Source organism: Treponema phagedenis (assembly GCF_008153345.1).
In the GTDB taxonomy this organism is placed as follows: domain Bacteria; phylum Spirochaetota; class Spirochaetia; order Treponematales; family Treponemataceae; genus Treponema; species Treponema phagedenis.
The window spans coordinates 1,030,175-1,043,381 of record NZ_CP042818.1; the positions used below are offsets into that span (position 1 = coordinate 1,030,175).

10 protein-coding genes and 1 riboswitch are annotated in these 13,207 nt (G+C 41.1%); of the genes, 4 read left to right on the forward strand and 6 right to left on the reverse strand.

Annotation, left to right across the window (positions count from 1 at the left end; genetic code table 11):
- Positions 1 to 320: 320 nt before the first annotated feature.
- Positions 321 to 974: a riboflavin synthase gene (locus FUT79_RS04475; RefSeq protein ID WP_002701061.1), complete on the reverse strand. Its 654-nt coding sequence runs from the start codon at positions 972 to 974 to the stop codon at positions 321 to 323.
- Positions 955 to 2,061 (reverse strand): bifunctional diaminohydroxyphosphoribosylaminopyrimidine deaminase/5-amino-6-(5-phosphoribosylamino)uracil reductase RibD, encoded by a 1,107-nt coding sequence (ribD, locus tag FUT79_RS04480; RefSeq protein WP_024752331.1) that lies wholly within the window; start codon positions 2,059 to 2,061, stop codon positions 955 to 957. Before ribD ends, FUT79_RS04475 begins: the two co-directional genes overlap by 20 nt.
- Positions 2,062 to 2,203: 142 nt before the next feature.
- Positions 2,204 to 2,318, reverse strand: a riboswitch (FMN riboswitch).
- A 169-nt stretch (positions 2,319 to 2,487) separates the two neighbouring features.
- On the opposite strand from ribD, the gene FUT79_RS04485 reads away from it, so the two are divergent.
- Together FUT79_RS04485 and FUT79_RS04490 are read left to right on the forward strand one after the other, a co-directional pair.
- A complete protein-coding gene (locus FUT79_RS04485) occupies positions 2,488 to 3,135 on the forward strand; it encodes a helix-turn-helix domain-containing protein (protein ID WP_148889320.1) in 648 nt (215 codons plus the stop codon).
- A 94-nt stretch (positions 3,136 to 3,229) separates the two neighbouring features.
- On the forward strand, positions 3,230 to 3,742 hold the full coding sequence (locus FUT79_RS04490; RefSeq protein WP_148884194.1) for a hypothetical protein: 513 nt from the start codon (positions 3,230 to 3,232) through the stop codon (positions 3,740 to 3,742).
- Between the two features lie 942 nt (positions 3,743 to 4,684).
- Here FUT79_RS04490 and FUT79_RS04495 read toward each other — a convergent pair.
- Together FUT79_RS04495 and FUT79_RS04500 are read right to left on the reverse strand one after the other, a co-directional pair.
- The gene (locus FUT79_RS04495; protein WP_024752333.1) at positions 4,685 to 6,637 is read right to left on the reverse strand and encodes an ABC-F family ATP-binding cassette domain-containing protein; all 1,953 of its coding nucleotides are present in this window, start codon (positions 6,635 to 6,637) and stop codon (positions 4,685 to 4,687) included.
- Positions 6,637 to 7,956, reverse strand: coding sequence for an SH3 domain-containing protein (locus FUT79_RS04500; RefSeq protein ID WP_148879127.1), 1,320 nt, complete (start codon positions 7,954 to 7,956; stop codon positions 6,637 to 6,639). The genes FUT79_RS04495 and FUT79_RS04500 overlap by 1 nt, the downstream gene beginning before the upstream one ends.
- Before the next feature lie 769 nt (positions 7,957 to 8,725).
- Between FUT79_RS04500 and FUT79_RS04505 the strand changes: the two genes are divergently transcribed.
- Positions 8,726 to 9,001: a GNAT family N-acetyltransferase gene (locus tag FUT79_RS04505; RefSeq protein WP_024752335.1), complete on the forward strand. Its 276-nt coding sequence runs from the start codon at positions 8,726 to 8,728 to the stop codon at positions 8,999 to 9,001.
- Positions 9,002 to 9,117: 116 nt separating this feature from the next.
- Here FUT79_RS04505 and FUT79_RS04510 read toward each other — a convergent pair whose 3' ends face one another.
- Positions 9,118 to 9,939 (reverse strand): cytidylate kinase family protein, encoded by an 822-nt coding sequence (locus FUT79_RS04510; protein WP_024752336.1) that lies wholly within the window; start codon positions 9,937 to 9,939, stop codon positions 9,118 to 9,120.
- A 63-nt stretch (positions 9,940 to 10,002) separates the two neighbouring features.
- Here FUT79_RS04510 and FUT79_RS04515 point away from each other — a divergent pair, with 63 nt between their 5' ends.
- Positions 10,003 to 10,572 carry an NUDIX hydrolase gene (locus FUT79_RS04515; protein ID WP_002701082.1) on the forward strand — a complete coding sequence of 190 codons (570 nt, stop codon included), beginning with the start codon at positions 10,003 to 10,005 and terminating at the stop codon, positions 10,570 to 10,572.
- A 659-nt stretch (positions 10,573 to 11,231) separates the two neighbouring features.
- Here the strand turns inward: FUT79_RS04515 and FUT79_RS04525 are convergent.
- The gene (locus FUT79_RS04525; RefSeq protein WP_148879857.1) at positions 11,232 to 12,899 is read right to left on the reverse strand and encodes a diphosphate--fructose-6-phosphate 1-phosphotransferase; all 1,668 of its coding nucleotides are present in this window, start codon (positions 12,897 to 12,899) and stop codon (positions 11,232 to 11,234) included.
- Between the last annotated feature and the right edge of the window lie 308 nt (positions 12,900 to 13,207).

The following is a 13,207-nucleotide window of genomic DNA, read 5'->3' on the forward strand; positions in this document are numbered from 1 at the left end:
AAAACTTTCAAGTCTTACAAACTACATACAATCAGCGATGTTTTAAAACACAAGTTTTTCCAAGTGTTTTAAAACTCGTCAAATACATAGGCCGGCGCTATTTTAGACGGCCTGTGTATTTTTTTTCTCCTGTAGCGTTTTGTAATTAACTTACTGGTATGCTGTTCATAACGGCTTGCGGATTCAGAACCACTATGGTAAATTGCCCACCCTTGTGCCGTGTTGAACTCTTTTTTATAAAATTTTTTACAATTTATATAAAACGCATTAAAAACAGATCGAGTTATCAAAAAATGTTTCCCTCCTATATAAAAATTTTTTCATACTAAAAATCCGTACCGAGACAAAAAATCTTTTGTCAGTTTGGTTTCCGTTTTTTCCGCTGCGGCAGGAAAAAGCAGTTTTTCAACATATTTTCCGATGATATCAGTTTCCAAATTCACCGAATCTCCTATGTGCCGCTCCGATAGGGTGGTTACTGCTATCGTGTGCGGAATTGCGGAAATGGAAAAGGAATCGGCTGAGGTGCTCGCAACCGTTAAACTGATTCCGTCAATGGTGATAGAGCCTTTTTCCACAATATACCGCAGGATGGATGGAGCGGTTTGGATGCTATACCAAGCTGCCGTATCATCGCGTGTGATTTGCAGAATTTTTCCCACACCGTCAACATGTCCCGAAACAATATGCCCGCCGAATCGTCCGTTTGCCGGCATCGCCCGCTCCAAATTAATGCGTGAACCCTGCCGTAATCCCGCTAAGGCAGACCGATTGAGCGTTTCGTGCATTACATCGGCGGTAAAACCCTGTGGGCTGCAAGCAGTTGCCGTTAAACAAATTCCGTTTACCGCCACACTATCGCCGATTTTTAAATCATCTAAAACAAGTTTTGCTTCTATGGTCAGCACCGCAGAATGCGTCCCGCGTGTAATTTGTTTTATTGTTCCAACCTCTTCAACAATTCCTGTAAACATGTTTGTCAACCTCACTTTCAATTAAAAAATCTTCTCCTAATTGAGTTATGCTGCTGTTTATTAAACGTACCGAAGAGTCCGGAGAATGGAATCCGATTCCTTCAACCGGTGTTTTAGCAGATTGTCCGCCAAGTAATTTTGGGGCTATGTATGCGTGGACTTTTTGCACAATGCCGCTTTCCAATGCTGCCCAGTTTAAGGTGCCGCCGCCTTCCAGCAGCAAACTGTCAATTTTTTCTTCTCCCAGCATGGGCATCAGGTTTTGCAAATCAACCCGCCCGTTTTTTTCTGGTACAGTTAAAATCCTGCACCCTGCATGCAGATAGGCAAGCTGTTTTTCTTTTTCGGTGCAACAGGTTGCAATAATGGTCGGCACTTTTTTTGCGGTTCTAATTATTTGAGCGGATAAAGGTGTGCGGAGGTTCGTATCGCAGATGATGCGGATAGGATTTTTTCCGTCTTTTATTCGGCAGGTTAGTAAAGGGTCATCGGCAAGCACCGTTCCTACGCCGACCATAATCGCCGTGTAGCGATGCCTTTGCAGGTGTACGTGCTCCCTTGCTTTTTCTTCTGTGATCCACTTGGAGTTTCCGGTAACCGCTGCGATTTTTCCGTCCATTGTCATTGCGTATTTCATAACCACAAAGGGACGTTTGGTTTGAATATAATGGAAAAACACCTCGTTTAAACGGTCGCACTCTTCTTTCAGAATGTTTTCCGAAACTTCTATGCCGCTTTCTTTTAAACGGCGAACACCCTTCCCGCCGACAAGCGGATTAGGATCGGCAGACCCGATTACCACTCGCGTGATGCCTGATTCCAAAACCGCATCAACACAGGGCGGCTGTTTTCCGTGATGGCAGCAGGGTTCAAGTGTTACATACAGTGTTGCGCCGGCGGGAGTTTCTGTACAAGATCGTAGTGCATTCCGTTCGGCATGAGGCTCCCCGTATCTTTCATGGAATCCGGAGCCGATGATTTTGCCGTTTTTAACAATGACTGCGCCTACCATCGGATTTGGACTTGTCCAACCTGCGCCCTTTTTTGCAAACTGCAAAGCGGTGCGCATATATTCACAATCATTCAATTTTTTTACCTCCAAAAAAAAGCCCCGAACAAAATGTTCAGGGCAAAAAAGGAGTATGAAAAAACATCAGCATAATAAAAAAACTCTGAAATGCAAACACATTCCAGAGCATCTTTATACAAAACAAGTCTATTTTGTATCATACGATCTTCTTTCATCCAGACTATACTGTCGGCTTCGGAGTTTCACCGAATCATACCTTGCGGCTCGTGGGCTTTACCACCGGTAGGGACTTACACCCTGCCCTGAAGATTTTATTCAACTAACTGAAAGTAGTATACATCATGAGCTTAGATTTTGTCAATGAAAAAAATGAGAATTTGTCTTTAATCTGTGATAATTTCACCCCTATAAGTTTTCAATGAATATTTCGCCCCTATATTTTACCGAGGTGAAATTATTGACTTGTTACACTAAACTGGAGGAATGAAATTATTTATGAGCATTGATCAAATTACACGAGGACATGTTATTGCCAACTGCCTAGAGGGGAGATGTACGGTACAACAGGCTGCGCTTCGATTAAACCTTTCACGAAGACGCGTACAGCAATTAAAAAAGGCGTTCAAAGAAAAGGGTGCAGTCGCAATGCTGCATGGCAACAGTCAGCGTCCCTCTGCAAAGAAGACCTCGAAAGAAATTGAGCAGCGATTACTTGCGCTGCGAAGCGATCCCGCATTGTCAAAAAGCAATTTTTTGCATTTTCATGAAATAGTAACTGAAGAATATCAATTGCAGCTGTCATATTCGACTCTGCGCCGTATTCTGTTATCACATGGAATTTGTTCACCAAAGAAAAGACGAACACGAAAGAAGGTGCATAAAACGCGCGAGAGAAGAGCTTGCTTCGGAGAGCTGTTGCAAGTGGACGCAACCCCGTTTCCTTGGTTCGGCGGGAAAGAAAAATCCGCATTACATGCTTTTATTGATGATGCACGCGGAATGATTACCGGTCTTTATTTATGCAAAAACGAGTGCCTGCTCGGATATTTAGAAGTTCTGCGGCAGACACTCGAAAATTACGGACTCCCTGCCGCTCTTTATCCGGATAAGTGTAGCGTTTTTTTTTGTTAATGCAAAAAAACAGTTATCCATTGAGGAGCAATTACAAGGAACCAAGGAACAAGTAACACAATTCGGCAAAATTATCAAGTACTTAGGAATCGATATGTTCCCGGCTCATTCATCACAAGCAAAAGGACGTGTTGAGCGATTATGGCAAACTTTACAAAGCCGACTCCCTGTTGAATTTGCACGACGCGGAATTACAACCATAGAGCAAGCAAATCAATTCTTAAAAGAGTATATCGGTATTTTCAACAAACAGTTTGGTGTTCCTGCCTGCGATTCATATTCAATGTTTGTACCGACGCCAAAAACACTCGATCTTGATAAACTGTTGTCATCGGTTATTACGCGCAAACTTTCAAGCGGCTCTACCATCTCAATCAAAAACCATTTGTTTAAAATTGAGCAGAATAAATTCGGCGCAGGCACAATGGTAAATGTATTGATTTCCCAAAAGCATGGTATACGCGCTTTAATACATGATGAATTCTATCCGATTGTACCGCTCGATGATATATACCGAACCGATACGGTTGGACGAACCGGAGACCTGCCTCAAGTAGTTATTGACTTGATTTATGAATTCTTACTTAAAGATGCAAAAGCAGGATAACTCGATGTGTTAAGGGGTGCAATTTTCATTGCAAAATTAACCCCCTTTAGGGGTGAAATATTCACTGGTTATTGACATGAAAAAAATGAGAATAACTACGACAAAAGCTGAGAAAACGTTTTTCAGCTTTTGAACCGGCATGCACGTGCTGCAAAAGGAGCTGCTCAGGCTGTAAACAAATTATCAACACCGAAAAAAGATGAAGAGTAATTAATAAACTGTGTAATGCCTCATGGTTCCTGTTCACAGATTACATATGAATGAGGCTTTACAGCTTTTTTATAACAGGAGTTTTCAAATTTGAAGCCCTCGTGTAGCGTTTTGTAATTAAGGTTCTGTTATAAAAATCGGAGTATCAACAATAAGGGACTGTGGATTTAAGCATTCCTATGGTAAACTTACTCACCGTTGCAAAACTCATTGGCGAAGTTAAAGCGAATTTCTAAAACTTCGCCCTTGCAAAATTCCACACGATGTTTAAAAGCATCAACACAAAACTGTAAAATTGAAGCTTTTAAACTCGTAGGCGAAGTAAAGCGAATTTCTAAAACTTCGCCCTTGCGCCGTGTCGGGCTCTTTTATAATAGGAAGTTTTCAAACTCAATAGGTTTCATTTTGCCACGGACGGCAAAACTCAGAACAATGTAAAACGATGTTTAAAAACTACTACACCGACATAAATAGGAGTTTTTAAACTCGTAGCACTGATTTAATCAAGAATACTAAAAATCAGGGCGTGGACGCCCGTGGTTCCACACAGAAGCGACGTTTTAAAGCAAAATAGTTTGCAAAGCTTTAAAACTCGCAGGTTTGGTTTTGACATGGACGTCAAAACCAAACCGTCGGGTCAAACTCTTTTTTATAAAATTGTCTTGATTCGTAGTAGAATGAATTAAATGTTCAAAATAATATCAGCTCGTAAGTTTCAATGCGCGTAGTATATTATTCTTGAGTTTCAAGTTTGCGGGCGGCTTCTTCCCATTGGGTTAAAAGATCGGCAACCGTATTTTGCAGCTCTGTAATTTTTTCCTGCACTTTGCGGCTTTGCTCATGGTCTGAATATACGGAAGGGTTTTCAAGAAGTTTTTCTTGTGCAGCAATTTCCTTTTCGGTTTCTTCGATTTTAGATAAGAGTTTTTGTTCCTCCCGTTCTGATTTGCGCCGTTCAGCTCGCTGCTTTTTTTGCTCTTCATAGGAAAGGATGGCTTCACTTTTTGCCGCAGAAATGTTTGGAGTAGCGTTTTCTTTTTCATCAGCATCTTCTTTATCTTTGCGGTAAAGATAATAATCATAGCTGCCGGGGAAATTCCGTATACGGGATGCTTGCAGGGCATGTTCTTTATCGGGCGCTTGCAATTCTAGCACTCTCGTTGCAAGGTTTTGAATAAAATCTTTATCATGCGATACAAAAAGAATTGTCGCATCAAAGTGCTGCAAAGCATTCAGCAACACATCTTTTGAATGCAAGTCCAAATGGTTGGTTGGTTCATCCAAGATAAGCAGATTGAGCGGCTTTAATAAAAGACGCAAAAGGGCTAGTCTGCTTTTTTCTCCGCCCGATAAAACGGAAATGCTTTTATAAATATCATCTCCGCGAAATAAAAAGGCGGCAAGCATGTCGCGCAGTTTTGGTATAAAGTCTGTCGGCGCTTCTTTTTCAAGTAAGTCGATAATGCTTTCGGTTCCGGTCATTTTTTCGGATTCATCTTGAGAGAAAAAACCAACCCGCACACCAGAGCCGTACAGAACTTCTCCGCTAAACTCAGGATCTTCGCCCGCCAGTATTTTAAGCAGGGTGGTTTTTCCTGCACCGTTTTTTCCCGCAAAGACTACACGCTCTCCCTTTTCGATTATCAGGTCTAAGTTTTGAATAACCTGATGTTCTCCGTAGGCTTTTGAAACCTGTTGTGCTTGAATGATAAGCTTTCCCGAATGCGGTGCCGGGGGAAAACGAAACTGTATTTTTTTTAACTGCTCAGGGATTTCTATGCGTTCTGTTTTTTCAAGCCGCTTTATTCTGTCCTGCACCAAAGCGGCCTTGCTTGCGTTGTATCTGAACTTTCTGATAAAGTCTTCGGTCTTTGCAATTTCTTCCTGCTGCTGCTCGTATGCTTTTATCAGCGTTTCAAGTTCTACAGCGCGAATCTTTTCGTATTGAGAATACGTGCCGACATAGCGTTTAAGCGTGCCGTTGAAAAGCTCATATATTTCATTTACTGTTGAGTCCAAAAAAAATCGGTCGTGGCTGACCAATAAAAAGCCGCCCTTATAATTTTTCAGCCAAGACTCAAGCCATGTGCGCGCTTCAATATCTAAATAGTTGGTAGGCTCGTCTAAAATAATAATATCGGCGCCGCTTAAAAGAATTTTTGCAAGCGCAATACGCATTTGCCAACCGCCTGAAAATTCTTTGCAGGGACGATTAAAATCGTAATCGGTAAAACTTAACCCGCGGAGAACCTCATCGATTAAACCTTTGCGCCGATACCAACCGCTTTCTTCCAATTCAATTTGCAAGTTATGGTACTCATCGGCAAGGTGCAAACTTTTTTCTTCGGATTCGTTTTCTGCAAGTTCGCTTCCCTTTACCTCAAGAAGCCTTAAAAGTTCCTTACTGTGCGCAAATGCTTTTTCCGCTTCCTCAACCAGGGTGTCTTCCTTATGGACAATCCCGGACTGCGGCAAATACGCAATTCGCGTTGATTTTTCTGAAGAAACAGTCCCCGAATCAGGTTGCTGCAATCCCGCAATAATTTTCATTAACGTTGATTTTCCGCAGCCATTTGCGCCGGTTAAAGCAGCCTTTGTGCCTTTGGTTAAAACAAGGGTTATGTCTTTCAGTAAATCCCTTGCACCGAATGCAAGGGATATTTGGGAAAGCTGTACAAAAGACATTAGTGCTTTTCGCCTTCGGATTGAAAAAAGAGAATCACCGGATTTAAATTTCTTCTTACGACAACTCCGTCTTGTATATTTGCGGAATCGATGTATTCAAGTTTTAAGCTGTCTCCGGAAAGCACATATAAAAAGTTGACCCACTCGGAGGCGCCGTCAAAGTCAAAGGAAAGCACTCCCTTATATTCAGATTTTACCGAAGAGTCAATGAAAAATCGTACTGCAATATAACCTGAGTATCCGGAATTCTTGGGAATAATTGCCGGAGATAAAGCCTTTGCACCGTTCCAAATAAATTTATTGTTATCCTGAAATTCCAATTTACCATAATTTTTTGAGCGGAACACAGGTCCCGCAAGATAGAGATTTTTTAAAATTGCTGCTCGCCGCTCTTGTTCTTCGGTAATAATTTCTTCAGGAGTTTTTTCTAAAGTGATAAAAGTTTCGGTTCTGGGTTTTCCGTTGTTATCAATAAACTGCAAGACTACCGTATTTTCATCTCTGATTTGCATAGAAAGAGAAGAGCCTTCAAATAAATAAGTGTTGGTATTTGTTTTGGTAAGTTTTGAGTATGGAAAAGAAAAACGATCATTTTTTATCTCTACTTTTGCAACACCTTTTTTTTCTCCGGGAGCAAATCCCCAATCAGTTGCCATCTCTTCAATATTTATTTGTTTTTTTAAAATCATTTTTCGGTAACTTTCAGGGTACCAATTTTTTGTAAAAACAGCTTGCAAAGCAGGATCGTTAGCTGAATCGTCATGAGTTTCCTGTCCGACAGCAGACTCTCTTTCATCAAATATTTGTAAATTATACGAGAAACACCAGCCGGTTGTACCGTCATTGGTCATTACTTCGAACCACTCGCCTTCCAACTGTTTATCGCGTGCAATAACAGGCTCTCCGGCGCCTTTCCATAGAATTTTAACCGTTTGCCCCTGTCGCAATCGATATACCTGCTTGGCGGTGTTTTCGGCCTTTGCGCGCAAAGGGAGACCGTCAATTTTTGCATTTGCATACGTATAACGATATTCATTTGTTTTATCAACATAGGCTTGAGCTTCTTTCATGGAAGTAAAAAAACTGAGTTGCCATAAAGGAACTTCTAGTTTTTGTTTTTCTATGCCGATAATATATACTTTTGAAATATTCGAGCGCACATACACAGGCACTATATCGCCGGCCGTTAACGGAGGTTCCAGGGAAGACCAGTTTACAACACCATAACCAATTCTATCCGAGCAGGAAGTAAGACCAAAAAGAAAAAATCCGATTATACAAATAAAAGATAGTTTATAAAAGAATTTATTAGCTTGCATATATCGCCAGTATATCCAAAAAAAATAGAAAACGCAAGAACACGACATGCTTGTAGATTTGCGCATGAGTCAGTATAAAAATAAGAAGTAGTATAAATTGAAGTTTTTTGCGGAGCGTTTTATTTTAAATGCTCGGAATTGAATGCTTACAAATCGCAGGTTTGGTTTTGCCGCGTATGTTAAAATCAGAATAATGCAAAGCACATTTAAAAGCATCAACACAGAATTATGAAATTGATTATTTTTTTTAATGCATTTTATAAAAAGAGTCCGACACGGCGCAACGGTGGGCAATTTACCATAGGAATGCTTAAATCCGCAGCCCCTTATTGTTGATACTCCGATTTTTATAACAGGAAGTTAATTACAAAACGCTATACTAACGGTGAACCGGGTGTTTCAGGATACAGACAAAACTGTTGTAGAAAGATCCTGTGCTCTTGTACAGGGGACGGCTGTTTACTTGGATAAAATATATCAACTCGCGGAATACAGACAACGCTATCTCCACACAAATAAAGATGAGTAAAACTACAGTGTGCCTGTGGTGCCCACACAGAAAAGATGTTTTACGGCGGGGCTATTTATAAAGCTTTAAAACTCGCAGGGTGCTTTTCCAACACGTAAAAAATAACTTGTATAAGAGAAAAATTTCAAACTGCAATGCGCGTTAATATAATTTTTATTTTTATGCTCCAACCTTATTTCTGTGCGCATGGGATATTGCATAAAAATACAAAAACATTGTATAATCTTACAAGAGGTTATTATGGATTTTATACATCAGAAAAACAGGATTTATGCAACCGATAGCGAAGGGAAAACAATCGCAGAGGTTACTTTTCCCGATATTTCCGAAAGGGAAGTTATGATCGACCATACCTTTGTAGATTCTTCACTGCGAGGACAAGGTATTGCCGATAAGTTAATACGCGAAGTTATCGCAGTCGCAACAAAGCAAAATAAAAAAATTGAGCCTGTGTGCTCATATGCAAAAACGTGGTTTGAAAATAATCCTGATTATAAAAACATTTGTACCGAGTAAACCGGCACCGCCGATACAAACATTCCGTATGTAGTATCAAAGCTGAAAATTTCGGCAATTGTACAATGAGTAATTCCAAAAAGAATTACTCATTGTTTTTTATAGCAAACTGCTTTTTAAGGATATGGCTTATATTCGTTTACCATACTGATGCTTGAGCGAACCGGTTTCCCTTTTGCCATATCGTTTGCAACAACAAGTGCTTGTTCAATAAGTGATGCAGAATCAGCCACTCCGTGTAAGACAATTTCAGTCTCCGAAACCTCTGCATCCAAAAAATAAATGGGAAGCTTTAGGTCAAAAGCAATATGATTGATAATTTTTTGCCCGTGCAAAAGATCTGCAATATGCTCCCCCCCCTTCTCTTCTTCCTTCGCAGAAACGGTTTGTGAGCAGGCATACTTAATAATGTTCGCGGCTGTTTTATGATCAACAAAGTCGGTATTGATTACAATATGATGAACGGCGGGATCATCATGTACTACATTAAAAAAGCATTTATGAAACCCTTCTCTATTGGTATCACTTTCGATCATGAGTTCTTTTGCTTTTTTTTCAGGCCAATTAAATTCATTCATCAATCGCTCTACTCGCGTATGCTCGGAGGCTACCAGACGAACCGAATAACAACCGGGAATACCTCGAAGAAGGGCAAAGCCGCCCCTGCCGATGAAAATTGTATTTCCCTTTTGTGCATGCTCATAAACTGCCTCGCGCAAATAATCAAAATATTCATCGCGGTCGCGCAAAAGCGAAGCCCAAAACGTCGGCTTTTTCTCATCGTATTTTTGTAAGCTTGATTCCGGGACACCGAGCTTTATCAAATCCGCTTCAAGGGATTTTCTATCTACAAATTCATAACCCAATAATTTTGCAAGTTCTGCTGCGGTTTCGTCCCCGTACGATGCTATTTGTCGAGAGATTGTAATAATTGCCATAAACGCCTCCTTAGTATAGAATAAGCGGTAAATTCAATTCTGTCAAAGGAAGGTTTTAAAAAAATGAAAAATATTCATGACTTGTGTTGGGCTCCCCAAGGAAGTAAAGAAATCTGTGAAACAAGGGTTTTTACCGTGAAAGAAATTGAAAGTCTTTCTCCCAAAAATGAGAAAAAGACATTTGTATCAATTTTTGCACCCGAATGGGTAATTGTTATCCCGAGGATTGTAGATTCAACAGGGACTGCATATTTTTTGATGGTAACTCAATGGAGACACGGCTCTGCCGCTTTAAGTACGGAATTTCCCGGCGGTGTGGTGGATAAGGGGGAAACGCCTGAGCAGGCAGGACTGCGGGAGCTTTTAGAAGAAACCGGGAAAGAAGCTGTTCATATTGAACCGCTGGGAATTCTGTATCCTAATCCCGCAATTATGCAAAATCGCTCCCATGTTTTTTTAGCCGATTGCGGAGAAAAAACCGTTGCCAAGCATTTGGATCCGGATGAGTTTTTAGAAAGCGAAGCGTTCCCTGTGCATGAAATTCTAAAAAAACTCGGACAACCGCCTTTTGATCATGCGCTTATGTGTTCCGCAATGTTTTTATATTTGCAAAAATACGGAAAACTAAGCTGACGGTATAACGTTCTTTTGATAATTCAATCCATTTTTATGCATTTTATACAAATCGTAAAAAATTTTATAAGAAAGAGCCCGACACAACGGTTTAGTTTTTGACGTCCTTGTCAAAAACTAAACCACGAGTTTTAAAGCTTTGCAAATAGTTTTGCTTTAAAACATCGTTTGGAATTTCGCAAGGGTGAGTAAACTTACCATAGGAATGCTGAAATCCGGTATGCCGGTATTGACGGGAACTCCACACGCAGCAAGGAGTTGTGTCCATACAAAAAAGTAACCGGACAAAACTCATTGTTCAGCATTGTACACGGACAGCAAAAACCAATTGTCAACGATGTTTTAAAAGCATAAACTTTTTTAAAGTGCTTTTAAAACTCGAAGGTCAAGATGTTTTTGCAACATTTGCCAAGCAAAAACATCTTGACCCGTGTTAGGCGGACGGAGGGCGGCGAGCACTTTTTCAAAAGTGCGAAGCCGGATCCTTTTTGCGCGCCCAAAATAGCGCAAAAAGAGCCGGAGCGATAGCGGAGCCCGCAGTACGCCGGCGGTTTGCAACTGCTCCGCTCCGGCACGCTTAATGGAAAGCCGGCTTTCTGCAAAGTTCAAACCGCAACACCCGTATGCCAATAATAAAAACATGCGGTCTTTTATTTTTTTTAGCGTTTAGCCTTGCCTTGTTCAAGCTGTAATGTTTTTGAAGCGGCATCGCAAACTTCCGTCGGGCCGTAATACTGAATGGCTCCGGGATACAGGTAGCTTGTGGTAATTGCCCACTTGTCCCGATTTTTTGCAAACTCTTGAAAGGGTTTGCCGTCAAGTTCGACCAGTGCCTTTTTGATAACGGGTTTTTTGCTGCCGTGCCGCTGCTCCATGTTCATCATCATGGTGAGCGGAACGCCGCCTGCCTGCCACTCGTCTGCGGGAGCGGTCAGGTTGCGAACCGAAGAAAGATAGCCGGTCAATCCTTGCGCAATCAGCAGGAAGGCAGTAAAGCCAAGCGAGTAGCAGTAGTCCGCATCAAAGTTTGACGGAAAGGCGCAGCGTCCTTCATAGCCGAAAAAGTGTGTGTAGCCCGAAAAGGAGCCTTTATAGGTACCTGCATTTTTTCTTGCCGCAAGTTCTTTTTGCACAAGCCCAAGCAAAAGTTTTTCCGTTTCTATACGAGAAACTTGTACGTTTCCGTGCGGGTCTCTGTCCATTAATAACTGCTTTGAAATTTCTTCAGGTAAGGATGCAAAAACCTGCACTGAAGTTTTGGAGAGAGTTTTTTCAACCCATGCGTATTCTTCGGCAAAAGTTTTTAAACGCGTAAATTCATCCGCATGTTTTGCCATTGCATCATTCAGTTCCGAAATGAGGGTTTTCATTTCCGGAATAAATTCAATTAACCCTTCAGGAATCAAGACAATTCCGAAGTTTTCTTCGTTTTCGGCACGCTTTGCAATGATGTCACAAAGGTACTGCGTAATTTGACCGAGAGTTTTCTTTTCGTTTTCAATCTCTTCCGATATGAGACAGACATTCGGCTGCGTGCTGAGTGCGCATTCAAGTGCAATATGGCTTGCAGATCTTCCCATCAGTTTAATAAAATGCCAGTATTTTTTTGCGGAGTTAGCATCGCGTGCAATATTTCCGATAAGCTCCGAGTAGGTTTTTGTTGCGGTATCAAACCCGAATGAGGTTTCTATCATGTCATTTTTTAAGTCGCCGTCAATGGTTTTCGGCACACCGATAACCTGTGTTTTTAAGTCCGCCTTTATAAAATGTTCGGCAAGCAGGGCTGCATTGGTATTTGAATCATCTCCGCCGATAATCACAACCGCATCAAGTTTCATTTTTTTTGCAACTTCCAAAGATGATGCGACTTGTGCATCGGTTTCAATTTTTGTTCTGCCTGATCCGATAATGTCAAAGCCTCCCGTATTTCGATATTCATCGATAAATGCGGCATCAATTTCTTTGTATTTTCCATCAATTAAACCTGCCGGACCGTTTAAGAAGCCAAAGAGTTTTGAATCGGCATTCCCTTTTTTGAGTCCGTCAAATAAGCCGGCAATAACATTATGACCGCCGGGAGCTTGTCCGCCTGAAAGAATTACGCCGACGCGTAAAGGATTCCTGTTTGGGGAACTTGCTCCTGAACGGAAGGTAACAAGCGGCCTCCCATATGTTGCAGGAAAAAGCGCCTTTACCTCTTCCTGATCCGCAACGGACTTAGTTGCTTCGCCTATTTTCATTGAGATTAAATCCAATGCTTGTTTTAAAGCAGCCGGAAGTTTTGGCTGATACTCATACCGAGCTTTTTGTAATACTGATAATTTCATTTGTTTCTCCTTAATAAAATTATTTCTACAATTTTCGCAATGTAAAAATCTTAAGGGCGGCTCTAAAAACTGATATTTTTAAAAGCTTCCTAAGTCTTTTCTCAAGTATACCAAAAAAATAAAAAATAAGAAAGCTTCTATTTATAAAAAGAGCTCGACACGGCACAACGGTGAGCAAACTTACCACGGTAATGGTTTAGGGAGGGATTTGTCGACGCCCTTGGTCGTGGGTTTATCGTCCCTATTTTTTGGAAAGATTCGAACAATGTTGTAGTACGCCGGCGCTTTGTAAGCATTCAGCTCTGAGT